Annotated in this window: 16 protein-coding genes; 7 read left to right on the forward strand and 9 right to left on the reverse strand. The window is 69.2% G+C overall.

Going from position 1 to position 16,138, the window contains the following annotated elements:
- The first annotated feature begins 3 nt into the window (after positions 1-3).
- Both FHW79_RS00105 and FHW79_RS00110 read left to right on the forward strand, forming a co-directional pair.
- Complete coding sequence (locus FHW79_RS00105) at positions 4-777, forward strand: ABC transporter permease (protein WP_183177139.1); 774 nt, start codon at positions 4-6, stop codon at positions 775-777.
- A gap of 26 nt (positions 778-803) precedes the next feature.
- Positions 804-1,826, forward strand: a complete 1,023-nt coding sequence (locus tag FHW79_RS00110; RefSeq protein ID WP_183177140.1) for an ABC transporter substrate-binding protein — start codon at positions 804-806, stop codon at positions 1,824-1,826.
- Between the two features lie 86 nt (positions 1,827-1,912).
- Here the strand turns inward: FHW79_RS00110 and FHW79_RS00115 are convergent, their stop codons facing one another.
- The 9 genes from FHW79_RS00115 to FHW79_RS00155 all read right to left on the reverse strand — a co-directional run bounded on the left by FHW79_RS00115 (position 1,913) and on the right by FHW79_RS00155 (position 10,072).
- Positions 1,913-3,037 (reverse strand): LacI family DNA-binding transcriptional regulator, encoded by a 1,125-nt coding sequence (locus tag FHW79_RS00115; RefSeq protein WP_183177141.1) that lies wholly within the window; start codon positions 3,035-3,037, stop codon positions 1,913-1,915.
- A gap of 55 nt (positions 3,038-3,092) precedes the next feature.
- Positions 3,093-4,127 (reverse strand): succinylglutamate desuccinylase/aspartoacylase family protein, encoded by a 1,035-nt coding sequence (locus FHW79_RS00120; protein WP_183177142.1) that lies wholly within the window; start codon positions 4,125-4,127, stop codon positions 3,093-3,095.
- 76 nt (positions 4,128-4,203) lie between these two features.
- Positions 4,204-4,548, reverse strand: a complete 345-nt coding sequence (locus tag FHW79_RS00125; RefSeq protein ID WP_145704490.1) for a RidA family protein — start codon at positions 4,546-4,548, stop codon at positions 4,204-4,206.
- 35 nt (positions 4,549-4,583) lie between these two features.
- On the reverse strand, positions 4,584-5,387 hold the full coding sequence (locus FHW79_RS00130) for a transporter substrate-binding domain-containing protein (RefSeq protein ID WP_183177143.1): 804 nt from the start codon (positions 5,385-5,387) through the stop codon (positions 4,584-4,586).
- 69 nt (positions 5,388-5,456) lie between these two features.
- The gene (locus FHW79_RS00135; protein WP_183177144.1) at positions 5,457-6,185 is read right to left on the reverse strand and encodes an amino acid ABC transporter ATP-binding protein; all 729 of its coding nucleotides are present in this window, start codon (positions 6,183-6,185) and stop codon (positions 5,457-5,459) included.
- Positions 6,172-6,822 (reverse strand): amino acid ABC transporter permease, encoded by a 651-nt coding sequence (locus FHW79_RS00140; RefSeq protein WP_014198859.1) that lies wholly within the window; start codon positions 6,820-6,822, stop codon positions 6,172-6,174. The genes FHW79_RS00135 and FHW79_RS00140 overlap by 14 nt, the downstream gene beginning before the upstream one ends.
- A gap of 14 nt (positions 6,823-6,836) precedes the next feature.
- A complete protein-coding gene (locus FHW79_RS00145) occupies positions 6,837-7,505 on the reverse strand; it encodes an amino acid ABC transporter permease (protein ID WP_137118677.1) in 669 nt (222 codons plus the stop codon).
- A 21-nt stretch (positions 7,506-7,526) separates the two neighbouring features.
- On the reverse strand, positions 7,527-8,825 hold the full coding sequence (locus tag FHW79_RS00150) for an alanine racemase (RefSeq protein WP_183177145.1): 1,299 nt from the start codon (positions 8,823-8,825) through the stop codon (positions 7,527-7,529).
- A gap of 308 nt (positions 8,826-9,133) precedes the next feature.
- Positions 9,134-10,072, reverse strand: a complete 939-nt coding sequence (locus tag FHW79_RS00155) for a LysR substrate-binding domain-containing protein (RefSeq protein WP_183177146.1) — start codon at positions 10,070-10,072, stop codon at positions 9,134-9,136.
- Positions 10,073-10,297: 225 nt separating this feature from the next.
- Between FHW79_RS00155 and FHW79_RS00160 the strand changes: the two genes are divergently transcribed.
- The 5 genes from FHW79_RS00160 (at position 10,298) to FHW79_RS00180 (ending at position 16,098) form a co-directional block, all read left to right on the forward strand.
- The gene (locus FHW79_RS00160; protein WP_014198868.1) at positions 10,298-11,047 is read left to right on the forward strand and encodes an SDR family oxidoreductase; all 750 of its coding nucleotides are present in this window, start codon (positions 10,298-10,300) and stop codon (positions 11,045-11,047) included.
- A 25-nt stretch (positions 11,048-11,072) separates the two neighbouring features.
- Positions 11,073-11,918, forward strand: a complete 846-nt coding sequence (locus FHW79_RS00165) for a transketolase (RefSeq protein ID WP_183177147.1) — start codon at positions 11,073-11,075, stop codon at positions 11,916-11,918.
- Complete coding sequence (locus FHW79_RS00170) at positions 11,915-12,931, forward strand: transketolase family protein (protein WP_183177148.1); 1,017 nt, start codon at positions 11,915-11,917, stop codon at positions 12,929-12,931. Before FHW79_RS00165 ends, FHW79_RS00170 begins: the two co-directional genes overlap by 4 nt.
- A gap of 122 nt (positions 12,932-13,053) precedes the next feature.
- Entirely contained in the window at positions 13,054-14,109 is a 1,056-nt protein-coding gene (locus FHW79_RS00175) for a TRAP transporter substrate-binding protein (RefSeq protein ID WP_183177149.1), read from the forward strand.
- Positions 14,110-14,208: 99 nt separating this feature from the next.
- On the forward strand, positions 14,209-16,098 hold the full coding sequence (locus tag FHW79_RS00180; protein ID WP_183177150.1) for a TRAP transporter large permease subunit: 1,890 nt from the start codon (positions 14,209-14,211) through the stop codon (positions 16,096-16,098).
- Positions 16,099-16,138: the final 40 nt, after the last annotated feature.

A 16,138-nucleotide genomic window follows, 5' to 3' on the forward strand; every position in this document is an offset into this window, starting at 1 on the left:
GCCATGAGCTACGAACTGCGCCGCCGCCTCTGGGCCGGCATCCTCATCCTCGGCTTCTTCGCGACGTGGGAAGTCCTCTGCCTCGCCCTTCAGGTCTCCGACCTCGTCCTCCCCCGCCCGAGCCAGGTGTTCGCGACGCTGGTCGACCGCCTCGGCATCCTGTGGCCCCATGTGCTGCAGACCCTCTGGACCACGATGATCGGCTTCGTCCTGGGCGTCACCGTCGGGGTGGTGATCGGGGCGGCCATCGGCGTCTCCCGCACCGCCTACGACACGGTCTACCCGCTGCTGATCGGCTTCTCCTCGATCCCCAAGGTCGCGGTGGTGCCGATCTTCGTGCTGTGGTTCGGATCGGGCGCGACGCCGGCCATCCTCACCGCGCTCGCCATGTGCTTCTTCCCGATCGTCGTCAACATCGCGACCGGCCTCGCCACCACCGAGCCGGAGCTGGAGGACGTCCTGAAGTCGCTCGGCGCCAGCAAGCTCGACATCCTGTGGAACGTCGGGCTGCCCCGCACCATGCCCTTCTTCTTCGCCTCGCTGAAGATCGCCGTCACCTTCGCCTTCGTCGGCAGCGTGCTGTCCGAAACCGTCGCCTCCAACAAGGGCATCGGCAACGTGATGATGACGGCCTCCTCGAACTTCGACGTGCCGCTGGTCTTCGCCGGCCTCTTCCTGCTCGCCGCCCTCGGCATCCTGCTCTACGTCGCCTTCTCGCTCGTCGAGGCGCGCGTCACCGGCTGGGCCACCCGCCGCCAGGGCTTTGCTGCCGCCTGACCCTTCACCCCGAAACGGAGCCTCCCATGTTGAAAAAGCTTCTCTCGACGCTTGCGCTCGGCCTTTGCCTGAGCGGGCCGGCGTCGGCCGAAACCAACATCAAGTTCACGCTCGGCTGGAAGACCCAGGGCTCCGACGCTCCCTTCCTGCTGGCGCAGCAGAAGGGCTACTTCAAGGCCGAGGGGCTGAACGTCACCATCGACCAGGGCGAAGGCTCGGCGGCCACCGTGACCCGCATCATGTCGGGCGCCTACGACGCCGGCTTCGGCGACGTCAACGCGATCATCCAGAACGCGGCGACCCGCCCCGGCGAGGTGCCGATCATGGTCTATCAGCTGTGGAACAAGCCGCCCTTCGCCATCGTCTCGAAGAAGACCACCAACATCACCAAGCCCGCCGATCTCGTCGGCAAGAAGCTGGGCGGCGCCCAGGGCACCCCGACCACCCGCCTCGTCACCGTGCTCGGCACGCTCAACAAGGTCGACATGACCAAGGTCGCCATCGAGAACATGGGGCCGAACCTGCAGGAGCCGATGCTGATCAAGGGCGACATCGACGGCGCCCTGGTCTTCAACATCACCAGCTGGTTCAACCTGATCAACAACCGCCAGGACCCCGCCAAGGACTACAACTGGCTGCTGTTCGGCGAGTTCGGCCTCGACCTCTATTCCAACGGCATGATGGTCTCGCAGAAGCTGATCAAGGAGAACCCGGACGCCGTGGCCGGCCTCGTCCGCGCGGTCAACAAGGCGGCGGTGGAGATCGGCACGGACGCCGAGGCCGGGGTGAAGGCGGTCCTCGCCTACGACAATCTGGCCAAGGAGGAGCTTGAACGCGCCCGCATGAAGTTCTCCTACGAGCGGCTCATCCTGTCGCCCGAAGTCGACCGGCTCGGCCTTGGCGACGTGGACGACGCGCGCCTCGCCCGCTCGATCGGCATCATGGTCGAAGGCTACCAGCTGACCGCCACGCCCAAACCGGAACAGATCTTCACCCGCCGGTTCCTGCCGCCGGCGGCCGACCGCAAGCTCGCCTACAAGGCCGACTGATCGCGGGCAGCAAGGCCCGGCCGGAACAGCGGCCGGGCTTCACGCATGGGGAGGAACGACGACCGCTGACGGTCGGGATCGGCCAATCAGCTGCTGCCGCGGCGGGCCAGCGTCAGTTCCACGGCGCGGGTCGGCTCCGCAGGCATCTCGCCGCGCATCCGTTGCAGGATCATCGCCCCGGCCTGGCGGCCGAGGTCGCGGCTGTCGATCCCGATGGTGGTCAGGCCGGGCGGCAGCTCCTCGGCGACGTCGTTGTGGCCGAAGCCGAGAATGGCGATGTCGTCGGGCAGGCGCATGCCCAGCCGGCGGGCTTCCAGCAGTGCGCCGGTCGCCAACAGGTCGTTGGCGCAGAACACCGCCTCGACATCCGCGTTGCGCGACAGGAGGTCGCCGAGCGCGCGGCGGCCGTCGACCATGCTGCTGACCCCTTCGACGGACAGTTCGGCGACGATGTCGAGCCCGGCGGCGCGGGCGCCCTCGCGGAAGCCGGTGAGCCGGAGGGCGCCGCGGCCGCTGCGGCGGCCGATGAACCCGACGCGACGGTAGCCGCGCTCGGCGAAATGCTCGGCGGCCAAGCGGCCGCTGTCGATGTTCGAGAAGCCGACCAGCATGTCGATCGGGTCGCGGGGATAGGCCCAGGTTTCCATGATCGGGATTCCCAGCGCCCGCAGCGCCCGCCGGTTCTCCTCGATCTCGATGACGCCGGTGAACATGACCGCCGCCGGACGCATCTCGCGCAGCGACTGAATCATCGTCGTCTCCTTGGCGTAGGAGTAGGAGGTCTGCCCGATCATCAACTGGTAGCCCTGCGGCTCAAGGACCTCGCCGCAGCCCTGCACGGCAAGGCAGAACTGCTGGCTCTGAAGGTTCGAGACGAAGGCGGCGACGATGGTCGACTGGCCGGACCTCAGCGCGCGGGCATGGGGGTTGGTGGCGTAGCCGGTGCGCTCCACGATCTCCAGGATCTTGCGGCGCTTGGCCTCGGCCACCTTTTCCGGATGGCGCAGAGCGCGCGAGACGGTGATCGGCGAGACCCCGGCAAGCCGGGCGATCTCGACGATGCGCGGCGGGGCCGCCCCATCGCGGGACACGCCGTCGCGGGATACCCCCTCGACCGGTTCCCCGTCGCTGGATGGCAACGGTTCCGCGGCCCGCAGGCGGAGGACGTCGTCGATGGTCGGCGGACGCTTTGCCGCACCGGTGTCACTCATGCCGCCCGTCTCCCGTCTGTTGGTCCGCGGTCGTCAATCCGCGCTCAGGCCGCGCTCAGGCCGCGCGCGCCAGGATGCCCGCTTCCTCGACCGGCCGCGCCACCTGGATCAGGCAATCGCCGGCCTCGCTGTCGCTGTGCAGGCGCCGCGAAATGACGATGCCCGCCTCCTGGAAGCGCAGTTCCTCCTCCGGCTGGTCGAGGCGCGTCAGGTCGTGGAACCAGCCGGCGAGGTCGCCGGCATCGACCCGCGCCCCGACGTCGACCGCCGGCTCGAACCAGCCGCGCCGCAGCGCGTAGATCGCCTGCCGGTGGCTGTCAAGCTGAAGCAGTTGCATGGGCGCTGAAGCAGGCCCGGGAGCCGAGAGGACCGGCGCATCGGTCAAACCGACGGCGATCAGCAGGTTGTCGATCGCGCGGGCGGTGTAGGCCATGGTCTCCGGCGTCACCGTGCCGCCGCCGCCGAACTCGCCGCTGATGCCGATGACCCCGGCCCGCGCCGCCGCCGCCATCGAGGTCGGGGCCGTGGCGCCGTTTTCGGCCACGAAGCCGTAGGGCATGCCCAACGCCTGCATCAGCTCCAGGGCGCGGCCCAGCCGGTCGGGCGTGCCCTGCCGCTCGATCAGGGCGCAAGGCAGGTGGGCCATCGAGGTGCCGCCGGAATGGAGGTCGAACACCACGTCGTGGCGCGGAAACAGCTCGTGTTCGAGGAAATGCGCCAGCCGGAAGGTCGGGGAACCGGCCGGGTCGCCGGGAAAGGCGCGGTTGAGGTTGCCCTCGTCCAGCGGCGAGCGGCGCCGCGCCGCCATCACGGCCGGCGCGTTGGTGGCCGGCAGGATCGTCACCTCGCCGCGGATGCGCGCGGGGTCGAGCCGGCGGAACAGGCGGCCCAGCAGCAATTCGCCTTCGTACTCGTCGCCATGGTTGCCCGCCATCAGCAGCACGCGCGGACCAGCCCCGTTGCGCACGCGGCAGACCGGGACCTTCACCTGATAGTAGGGGGAGCGGTCCACCGAGAACGGGATGCTGAGGAAATCCAACGACTTGCCGTCGGCGGCGAAATCGAGCGCGTGGTAAAGGCCAGTGTGCATTCCTAAAACCTTCTGGCGGAGAGGCGCCTCAGCAGCGGTTGCCTGGCGCCTCCTCCGGTTCGCCGAAAAATCCGGCTTACAGAGCGGCCAGCGCCGTCATTTCGACCCGCAGGTCCGGGTCGGCCAGCCGCGCCTCGGTGCAGGCGCGGGCCGGCGGGTTGGCGGGGTCGATCCAGGCGTCGTAGACCTCGTTCATGGCGTCGAAGTCGGTGATGTGCGGCAGGAAGACGTTGACGGCGACCAGCTTGGACTTGTCGGTGCCGGCTTCCTCCAGCAGGGCATCGATCTTCGCCAGCACGTCCCGGGTCTGCTCCCCGATCGAACCCTTGCGGTTGTTGGCGACCTGGCCCGCGATGTGGACCATGCCCTGGCAGACGACGGCCTGGCTCATGCGCGAACCGACCTGGAACCTTGTGATCATCGAATGAAACCTCTCTTGCGATGCCGAACGGCGGATTACATCTGCGGAAGCGTCTGCTTTTCCTTGAACCACTTCATCTGAAGGGCGCCCAGCTTGCCGTTCAGGCGGTTGTAGAACAGGAAGGTGTTGATCCAGTTGACCATGTCCTGCTCGCCGTGGCGGACGACCACATGGGCCGGCGATTGGCGGATCAGGAACTTCAGCTCGACGTCCTTGCCGGGATTGTCTTCCGTGACCTTCAGCGCGATGGCGCTGTTCTCGGCGAAGGTCTCGACCTGGCCGGCCAGATAGGCGGCGATGGCGCCGGGGGTGTCCTCGAAGCGGACCAGCTTGGCGCCGGGGGCGTTGTCGGTCAGCCAGATGTCGAGCGTCGAGCCCTTGGCGACGCCGATGCTGTGCCCCTTCAGCTCGGCCGGATCGGTGGCGGTGGCCATCGCCTTCTGCCCGTAGACGCCGAGATTGACCGCGGCGTAGGGCTGGGAGAAGGTCACCTGCTGGGCGCGCTCCGGCGTCGCGCCGGCGGCGGCGATCAGCACGTCCACCTTGTTGGCGAGCAGGCTGGGGATGCGGTTGGCCCCGGTCACCTGGACCAGCTCCAGCTTCACGCCCATGTCGGCGGCCATCAGCTTGGCAAGGTCGATGTCGAGGCCGGCGGCCTCGCCCTTGGCGTCCTTGAAGCCCCAGGGGGCGGCGTCCATCAGCACGCCGACGCGCAGCTTGCCGGCCGACAGCGCGCTCTGCAGGGCATCCGCCTTCGCGGCGGACGGCAGGGCGGCGGCGGACAGGGCGGCGGTGGCGCAGACCGCCACGGCGGCGGCAAGGGTCCGGAAGAGTCTCACGACATTGCTCCTCTGTTCTGGTCGTTGTCCGGCCCTTGAGAGGGTCGGTGAAGGGGAACCGGTGGCGGCTCAGCGCGCGGAGGCGATGAAGCTCCGCAGTTCGGGGGTGCGGGGATTGGCGAAGAGGTCCGCCGGCGGCCCCTCCTCCCAGACGCGGCCCTGGTGCATGAAGACGATCTTGGAGGCGACGTTGCGGGCGAAGCCCATCTCGTGGGTGACCAGGACCATCGTCATGCCCTGGCGCGCCATGTCCTCCATCACCTTCAGAACCTCGCCGACCAGCTCCGGGTCGAGGGCCGACGTCACCTCGTCGAACAGCATCAGGTGCGGTCCCATGGCGAGGCAGCGGGCGATGGCGACGCGCTGCTGCTGCCCGCCCGAGAGCTGGGCCGGGTAGGCGTCGATCTTGTCGGCCAGCCCGACGCGGGCCAGCACGTCCAGCGCCAGGGCCCGGCCCTCCGCCTTGGCGATCCGCTTGTTGAGGACCGGGGCCAGCGTGATGTTGCGCTCCACCGTCAGGTGCGGGAACAGGTTGAAGGCCTGGAAGACGATGCCGACGCGCTGGCGGAAGCCGCGCAGGTTCGGCATGTCGGTGCGCACCGACTGGCCCTCCACCGTGATCTCGCCGCCGTCGATGCGCTCCAGCGCGTTGATGCAGCGCAGCAGGGTCGATTTCCCGGAGCCCGACTTGCCGATGATGGTGACGATCTCGCCCTCGTCGATGCTGAGCGAAACCCCCTTGAGCACCTCGATGGAACCGTAGCTCTTGGTAACGTTCTTGATGTCAACGAGCGCCATTGAGACGGGCCTCCAGGGAACGCGCCCACAGGGTGAGGGGCAGGCAGGCGGCGAAGTAGATCGCCGCGACGATCGAATAGACCAGCAGGGGCTGGAAGGTGGCGGCGCTGACCAGCTGGCCGGCGCGGGCGAGTTCGACGAAGCCGACGATGGAGGCCAGCGACGTACCCTTGATGAGCTGGACGAGGAAGCCGACGGTCGGCGGCAGCGCCATGCGGAAGGCCTGCGGCGCGATGACGTAGCGGAACTGGTGCCAGGTCGACAGGCCGAGACAGGCGGCGGCCTCCCACTGCTCGTGCTTCACCGCCTCGATGCCGCCGCGCCAGATCTCGCCGAGGAAGGAGGCGGTGTAGACGGTCATGGCGATCCCGACGGCGACCAGCGGCGGCATCTCCACCCCGAGGAAGACCGGCATGCCGAAGTAGAAGAACATCAGCAGGCCGAGCAGCGGGACGCCCTGGACGAGCTGGAGGAAGGCGGTGGCGGTCCAGCGCAGCGCGCGGCGGGCGCTGGTCCGCATCAGGGCCAGCCCCAGCGCCAGCGGGGCGCCGAAGGCGAGCGCGATGAGGACGAGGACGCCCGTCCATTGCAGCGCGCTGAGCAGCGACAGGAAGTCGGCGAGGGAAAAGGAACGCATGGCCGGTGTCTCCGTCAGCGCCGCACCGGCCAGCGGAAGGCGAGGTGCCCCACCGCGGCGAACAGCAGTTTGAAGGTCATCACCAGGGCGAAGTAGATGCCGCAGATCACGGCATAGACCTCGAAGCTGCGGTAGGTGCGCGTCTCGATGAAGCCGCCGGTGTGGAACAGCTCCTCCGCCGAGATCTGCGAGGCCAGCGAGGTGCCGAGCAGCAGCAGGACGAACTGGCTGGTGAAGGCGGGGTAGACGCTGCGCAGGGCCGGCGGCAGAACGACATGGCGGAACACCTGCCAGCGGGTCAGCCCCAGGCACTGGCCGGCCTCGACCTGGCTGCCGGGAATGGCGTCGAGCCCGGCCCGGACGATCTCGGTGCAGTAGGCGCCGAAATAGAGGCCGAGCGCGATCGCCGCCGCCTCGAAGGCTCCCATGCGCAAGCCGAAGCCCGGCAGCACGAAGAAGACCACGAACAGCTGGATCAGCGACGGCGTGTTGCGGATCAGCTCGACATAGCCGCGGATTGCCCAGCGCACCGGGCGCGGCCCGCTGCGCACCGCCGCCGCCCCGGCGACGCCGATGGCGGTGCCGATCAGGGCGGCGACCAGGGTCAGCAGCAGCGTGTGCAGCGTGCCGTCGATCAGCTGGTCCTGGTAGCGCAGGAGCTGCTGGAAATTCAATGTCTGCATGGCGTGTCTGGCCGCCTTGGATCAGCCGAAGAAGGTGCGGTAGGCGCTGCGGACCCGCCCGTCGGCGCCGAGGCCGAACAGCACGCGCCAGCGGTCGATGCAGGTGCAGGGGTGCGAGATCCCGAACTCGACGATGTCGCCAACCGCGAGATCATGGCCGCCCGGCACGGCGACAAAGGCGTGCTGGTCGTTCAGCCGGGTCACCCGCAGGCCCTCCGCGGAGAGCGCGGCGCCGTCGCGGTGGACCCGCAGGGGCCGGGGCAGGCCCTGGTCGAAGGAGGCGTCGCGCATGCCGAAGCCGCAGATGGCCAGTTCCGGTTCCGGCCGGGTCAGCACCTCCGCCCACAGGCGCAGGGCCGGGCGGAAATCGGCCGCCGTGGCGCCGCCGCAGGCGAACCCTTGCCGGGCGTCGAGCGCGCCGAGCGCGCGTTCGTAGACGCCGTGGTCGTGGAAGAAGATGGCGCCGCTGCGCAGCACCAGCGTGGCGTTGCCATCGGCTTCGGCGACCGGGGCCAGACCGGCGACCACCATGTCGAAGAAGGCGGAGCCGCCCGCGGTGAGCAGCAACGGCCGCTCCGGCGCCAGCGCGCGCACCAGCGCCAAGGCCTCCGCCGTGCGCCGCATCAGGGCGTCGATGTTGGCGGCCGTCTCGGCCGGGTCGGCGGTGGCGACCGCCCCTTCGTAGGTGGCGACGCCGTCGAGGACCAGCAGGCCGGGATGCCGGACGACCGCGGCGAGGATCGCGTTCACCGCCGCCCGGTCGCGGGCGCCGGCGCGGCCGGCGCCGACCTCGACCAGGACGGACAGCGGACGTTCGGAGGGGCGGCCGGCGGCGCGCGCCGCGGCGGCGAGCGTCTCGACCGCGGCGGGGGAGTCGGCGAAGGCGCGCAGGTCGGCGTCGGGATGGGCGGCGAGCAGCGCGCCCAGCCGCTCGCCGCTGGCCCGGCCACCGATCTCGTTGGCGAGGATCAGCCGGGTCACGCCGGCGCGCAGCAGAACGGCGGCCTGCTGGAGGTTGGCGACGGTGGCGCCCCAGGCGCCGGCCGCCACCAGGGCGGAGGCGATCTGCGGGGCCATCGGCGTCTTGGCGTGCGGGGCCAGCGCCACGCCGTGGCGGCGCGCATAGGCGAAGATCAGGTCCCGGTTGGCGGCGAAGGCGTCCTCGTCGAGCGTCAGCACCGGAAGCGCCATGTCGCCCGCGGCCGGCCTCCAGCCCTGGGCGCCGACATCGCGCAGCCGCAGCGGGGCCGCCCCAGGCGGCACCCCCCGGATGCTGTCGTCTAAGGGGCTGTCGAGCAGGGCATCGAGAAACAGGCTCATGGGGCTATCCTGACCAACCGATGGGGCAAGGCGATAAACGCTAATGACAACGTTATCATATCGCCGCTTTGTTTGGATGACAACGTTGTCATGACGGTTTGATGAAATTTTATTTTTCTGTGGGCGTTTTCTGCGGGCGCTTTCTGCGGGCGGCTTCCGATGATGCCGCGCATGGGAGCGCGGCGCCGTCGCCCGGTCGGCGGCCCCCGGCTTGGCGTTCCGGCCCCCTCAAACCACGGACAGACGGTCCTGTGACGGCGCTCGGGGCGGTGCTCGGGGCGGTGCTCGGGGCGGTGCTCGGGGCGGTTCTACGCGGCCTTGTTCAGGGAGGACAGGAACTCCTCCTCCCACCGCCGCCCCGCCTCCAACTCGCTGAACAGCCATTCGCGGAACAGACGGATCTTGGGAAGATTGGCGGTCGATTTCAGCGTGACGAAGCCATGCCCCTGCGCCCGCAGGCCGCGGGTCGGAAAGGGGATGATGAGCCGGCCCGACAAAAGCTCCTGCCGGGCCAGCAGCAGGCTGTCCAGGCACACCCCCATGCCGTTCGCCGCGGCGTTGATCGCCATGAAGGAGCGGTCGAAGCGCAGGCCGCGCTCCATGTCCAACTCGACGCCGCGGTGGCGGTTCGCCCAGTCGCGCCAGCCGACGATGTTGATTTCCGAATGGATCAGGATGTGGCGGCTGATGTCCGACGGCTTGCGGATCGGGTTCAGCCCGTTCGCCAGCGCCGGGGAGCACATCGGCGCGATGACGTCGTCGGGAAACATCTCCAGCACGCAGCCGGCCGGCGGCGGGCCGGGGTTGTAGCGGATGTCCACGTCGACCGCCCCGGTCGTCAGGTCGATGGGCGAGACCGACGCGCGCAGGCGGATGTCGATGGCGGGATGGATCTCCTTCACCCGCCCCAGCCGCGGCATCAGCCATTGCGCGGCGAAGCTGGGCATCGAGCGCACGGTCAGGATCGTCGTGCCGCTGCCCGTCGTCGTGACGTTGCGGGTCGCCGTGTCGATCCGGGCGAAGGCGGCGATGATCTCCGCGGCGTAGGCCCGCCCGTCGTCGGTCAGCGCGACCGACCGGTGCACCCGGTGGAACAGCCGCAGGCCGAGCTGCTCCTCCAGGATCTTCACCTGATGGCTGATCGCCGAGGGCGTCAGGCCGAGATCCTGCGCCGCCGTTGCGAAGGAACCGAGCCGCGCCGCCGCCTCAAAGGCTTGCAAAGCCTTGATGGAAATCCGTTTCCGCATCGCACCATATCGATGAATTCACTTCAGCATTCGGCAATCTTATTCGTTTGTCGAATTCACCTCAAGACCATAGGATTGCTGCAACGATCGGAGGGCCGAACCATCCGCCCTCCGCACTGAAAAATCATCAAAACCGAGCGAAAACGACGCTCCGCCGCGGCATCTCCAGGGCCGCCACGCCCACGGCCGCCATGGCGGAGCCAGCTTCGAACAAAGGGAGCGAGCATGTTGCTGTCCAACAAGGTGTGCGTGATCACCGGAGCGGCGTCCCAGCGCGGCATCGGCCGGGCCACGGCGCGGCTGTTCGCGCTGCACGGCGGGCGGGCGATCATCCTGGACCTCGACGGCGGCCAGGCCGCCGAAGCCGCCGCCGAACTGGGCGAGGCGCACCGCGGCATCGCCTGCGACGTGACCGACAAGGCCGCCTGCGTCAACGCCGCCGCCCGCGTGGTCGAGGAGTTCGGCCGCATCGACGTGCTGGTCAACAACGCGGGCATCACCCAGCCGCTGAAGTTCATGGACATCGAGCCGAAGAACTACGAGGCGGTGACCGACGTCAGCCTGCGCGGCACGCTCTACATGAGCCAAGCGGTCGTCCCGCACATGCGCGCCCAGAAGTCCGGCTCCATCGTCTGCATCTCCTCGGTGTCGGCGCAGCGCGGCGGCGGCATCTTCGGCGGCCCGCACTACAGCGCCGCCAAGGCCGGCGTGCTCGGCCTCGCCAAGGCGATGGCGCGGGAACTGGGCCCGGACAACGTCCGCGTCAATTCCGTCACCCCCGGCCTGATCCAGACCGACATCACCGGCGGCAAGCTGACGCCCGAGCTGCGGGCGGACATCCTCAAGGGCATCCCGCTGAACCGCCTGGGCGACGCCGAGGACGTGGCGCGCTCCTGCCTCTTCCTGGCGTCGGAGCTGTCGTCCTACGTCACGGGCGCCACGCTCGACGTCAACGGCGGCATGCTCATCCACTGATCCCGAAACGCTGGAGACGACTCCCGTGGACACCACCCAACTGGGCCACAACGTTCCCCTGACCGAACGCGCCTACCGCATCCGCCGCAACGCCGTGCTGATGGGCGAGGTGCAGGGCCAGGGCTACATCGGGCAGGCCCTGGACATCGCCGACGTGCTGGCCGTGTCCTACTTCCACGCCCTGCGCTACCGGCCGGAGGACCCGCACTGGGAAGGCCGCGACCGCTTCCTGCTGTCCAACGGCCACTACGCCATCGCGCTCTACGCCGCCCTGATCGAGGCCGGCATCGTCCCGGCCGAGGAGCTGGAGACCTACGGCAGCGACGACAGCCGCCTGCCGATGTCGGGCATGGCCGCCTACACGCCGGGCATGGAGATGTCGGGCGGCTCGCTCGGCCTCGGCCTCAGCATCGCGGTCGGCATCGCTCTCGGCCTGAAGCGCAAGGCGTCGGACAACCGCGTCTACACGCTCTTCTCCGACGGCGAGCTGGACGAGGGCTCGGTCTGGGAAGCCATCATGTCGGCGGCCCACTACAAGCTCGACAACCTGATCGGCATCGTCGACGTCAACAACCAGCAGGCCGACGGCCCCTCCACCCAGGTGATGACCTTCGAGCCGCTGGTCGACAAGCTGGAGGCCTTCGGCTGGTTCGTCCAGCGGGTGGACGGCAACGATATGGACGCCGTGGTCGCGGCCTTCGACGCCGCCCGCGACCATCCGGAGCCCAAGCCCCGCATGATCGTCTGCGACACCAGGATGGGCAAGGGCGTGCCCTTCCTCGAAGCCCGCGAAAAGAATCACTTCATCCGCGTGGACGCGCACGAGTGGAAGCTCGCCCTCGACGCGCTGGACGCCGGGAGGACCGCATGAGCACCGCCGCCACCGCCACTGCTGCCGCCGCCAAGCCGCGCCTGAAGACCTCCGCCATGATCGCCTCGATCGCGGGCGAAGGGCAGCGCACCAAGCCCGCCCCCTTCGGCCACGCGCTGGTCGAGCTGGCCAAGGCCCGTCCGGAGATCGTCGGCCTCACCGCTGATCTGGCGAAGTACACCGACCTGCACATCTTCGCCCAGGCCAACCCGGGCCGCTTCTACCAGATGGGCATGGCCGAGCAGCTGCTGATGGGCGCGGCCTCCGGTCTGGCGCACGAGGGCTTCATGCCCTTCGTCACCACCTACGCGGTCTTCGCCTCGCGCCGGGCCTACGACTTCGTGCACCAGACGATCGCGGAGGAGAACCGCAACGTCAAGATCGCCTGCGCCCTACCGGGCCTGACCTCGGGCTACGGCCCCAGCCATCAGGCGGCGGAGGATCTGGCCCTGATGCGCGCCATGCCGAACATGGTGGTGATCGACCCCTGCGACGCCCTTGAGATCGAGCAGGCGGTGCCCGCCATGGCCGCCCACCAAGGGCCGGTCTACATGCGCCTGCTGCGCGGCAACGTCCCGCTGGTGCTCGACGAGTACGATTACACGTTCGAACTCGGCAAGGCGAAGCGGCTGCGCGACGGCGCCGACGTGCTGGTCATCTCCTCCGGCATCATGACGATGCGGGCGCTGGAGGTGGCGAAGGCCCTGGAGGCCGACAAGGTCGGCGTCGCCGTACTGCACGTCCCGACCATCAAGCCGCTCGACACCGAAGCCATCCTGGCCGAGGCCGGGCGCAGCGGCCGCATGGTCGTCGTCGCCGAGAACCACACCGTCATCGGCGGTCTGGGCGAGGCGGTGGCCGGCACGCTGCTGCGCGCCGGGGTCGTTCCCAGCGCCTTCCGCCAGATCGGCCTGCCCGACGAATTCCTGAAGGCGGGCGCCCTGCCGACGCTGCACGACCTTTACGGCATTTCCACCGACGCCATGGTAGCCAGCATCAAGGGGTGGCTGTAAGCCGCCCTCCATCCCCCGTCGCTCGCCCCACCCCGGCTGTCGCAGAAGCGAGGACACCCCAAGAGCCGCGCCGCGCCCGTTCCCGATACGCTGAACGACAAAAGACCACAGGAGAGGAAACAATGGACAAGAAGCCGCCCAAAAACCCCGCACATTCCACCCTGGGCCTTCTCCGCCCGAGCCGCCGCGCCGTTCTGGCCGCCGCCGCCGCCGTGCCGCTGGTGACCATCCTCAAGCGCCCGGCCAACGCCGCCGAGTTCCAGTTCAAATACGCCACCGGCCAGGACCCGACTCATCCGGTCAACATCCGCGCGCAGGAGGCCATCGACCGCATCCGCGAGGCGACGTCCGGCCGGCTCGACATCAAGCTGTTCCCCGCCAACCAGCTCGGCAGCGACACCGACCTGCTGGGGCAGGTGCGCAACGGCGGCGTGGAGATCTTCAACCTCTCCTCGCTGATCCTCGCCACCTTCGTCCCGCTGTCCGGCATCACCAGCATGGGCTTCGCCTTCAAGGACTACGACGCGGTCTGGCAGGCGATGGACGGCGACCTGGGCAAGCATGTCCGGGCGGAGATCGCCAAGACCCCGATCATGACGCTCAGCAAGATCTGGGACAACGGCTTCCGCCACGTCACCTCCTCCACCCGCGTCATCAAGACGCCGGAGGACATCAAGGGCTTCAAGATGCGGGTGCCGCCGGCGCCGGCCCTGACCTCGCTGTTCAAGGCGATCGACGCCGCCCCGGCGCCGATCAACTTCAACGAGCTCTACTCCGCCCTTCAGACCACCGTGGTGGAGGGGCAGGAGAACCCGCTGGCGATCATCGCCACCGCGCGCCTGTACGAGGTGCAGAAGTCCTGCAGCCTGACCGGCCATGTCTGGGACGGCTATTGGGTGCTCGGCAACAAGCGCGCCTTCGCCCGCCTGCCCGCCGACATCCAGGCCATCGTCACCCGCGAACTGGACCGTTCGGCGGACGACCAGCGGGCCGACATCGCCGCGCTCACCGAATCGCTGCAGAAGGACCTGTCCGCCAAGGGGCTGACCTTCCACACCATCGACCGCGAGCCGTTCCGCAAGGTGCTCGCCGGAACGAACTTCTACGCGGAGTGGAAGGAGAAGTACGGGGCCACCGCCTGGGACCTGCTTGAGAAGGTGACCGGCAAGCTGGGCTGAGGCGGTCCGCCGACAGCGGCCGGCCTCCCGGTTCCTTAAAAGACCAGCTGGGCCGGCCGCTTCCCCATCACCGATCGTCCATGCGAAGGGCTGGTTACCATGAACACTCCCGTCAACACGGCGGACGCCGCCGTTCACGGCGCCGGGCGGCCATCGGGCGCCGGCACCGGCTGGGTCGACCGGCTGGACTGCGGCATCGGGCTGCTGGTCGAGACGCCGGCGGCGCTGCTGGTGCTCGCCGAGGTCGGCGTCCTGCTGGTCGGCGTCATCTGGCGCTACCTCCTGCACAGCCCGATCATCTGGTCGGACGAGCTGGCCTCCATCCTGTTCCTCTGGCTCGCCATGTTCGGTTCGGTCGTGGCGCTGCGCCGGGGCGAGCACATGCGGATGACCGCGATCGTCGGCATGCTCCAGCCCCGCGCCCAGGCGTTCCTCGACGTGGTGGCGATCACCGCGGCGCTGGCCTTCCTGCTGCTGATGGCCGAGCCGGCCTACGAGTTCGCGGTGGAGGAGGTCTGGGTCACCACCCCGGCGCTGGACATTCCCAACTCCTGGCGGGCGAGCGCGCTGCCGGTGGGCTTCGTCCTGATGATCGCGGTGGCGCTGCTCCGGCTGGCGCGGCTGGGCCGTCCGTCCGACGTGCTGCGGGCGGTGGTGGCGGTCACGGCGGTGGTCGGCGTCATGGCGCTGGCGGCGCCGCTCTTCGCCGGGCTCGGCAACTACAACCTTCTGCTCTTCTTCGTGGTGGGCGTCGGCGCGATGGTCTTCCTCGGCCTGCCCATCGCCTTCGCCTTCGGTCTGGCGACCTTCGGCTATCTGGCGCTCGCCACCTCGACCCCGGCCATCGTCATGGTGGGCCGCATGGACGAGGGGATGAGCCACCTGATCCTGCTGTCGGTGCCGCTGTTCGTCTTCCTCGGCCAGTTGATCGAGATGACCGGCATGGCCCGCGCCATGGTCGGCTTCCTGGCCAGCCTGCTCGGCCATGTGCGCGGCGGCCTGTCCTACGTGCTGATCGGCGCCATGTACCTCGTCTCGGGCATTTCCGGGTCGAAGGCGGCGGACATGGCGGCGGTCGCCCCGGTTCTGTTCCCCGAGATGAAGGCGCGCGGCGCCAAGCCCGGCGACCTCGTCGCGCTGCTGTCGGCCACCGGCGCCCAGACCGAGACCATCCCGCCGTCGCTGGTCCTCATCACCATCGGCTCGGTCACCGGCGTGTCCATCGCCGCCCTGTTCACCGGCGGCCTGCTGCCGGCCGTCGTGCTGGGCGCCGCGCTGGCGGCGCTGGTCTGGTGGCGCTACCGCCACGAGGACCTGTCCCACGTCCGCCGCGCCAGCAAGGCGGAGATCGGCAAGGCCTTCCTGATCGCGCTGCCGGCCATCGCCCTGCCCTTCATCATCCGCGCCGCGGTGATCGAGGGTGTGGCGACCGCGACCGAGGTCTCGACCATCGGCATCGTCTACGCGGTGGTCGCCGGCCTCTTGATCTACCGCCAGTTCGACTGGCGCCGCATCTACCCGATGCTGGTCGAGACGGCGTCGCTGTCCGGGGCGATCCTGCTGATCATCGGTGCCGCCACCGGCATGGCCTGGGCGCTGACCCAGTCCGGCTTCTCCAGCTCGCTGGCCGAGGCGATGCGGGCCCTGCCGGGCGGGGTGCCGGTCTTCATCGTGGTGTCGATCATCGCCTTCATCATCCTGGGCAGCGTGCTGGAGGGCATCCCCGCCATCGTCCTGTTCGGCCCGCTGCTGTTCCCCATCGCCCGCCAGCTGGGGGTGCATGAGGTGCACTACGCGATGATCGTGATCCTGGCCATGGGCATCGGCCTGTTCGCCCCGCCCTTCGGCGTCGGCTACTACGCGGCCTGCGCGATCAGCCGGATCAACCCCGACGAGGGCATGAAGCCGATCATCGGCTATCTGGTGGCGCTGACCATCGGCCTGATCGTCGTCGCGGCGGTGCCCTGGATCTCCATCGGCTTCCTCTGATCCGCCTTCCGGCCCGGTCTCCCGCACGTGCGATCGGTGG

This window comes from Azospirillum sp. OGB3 (assembly GCF_014192915.1).
GTDB lineage: Bacteria > Pseudomonadota > Alphaproteobacteria > Azospirillales > Azospirillaceae > Azospirillum.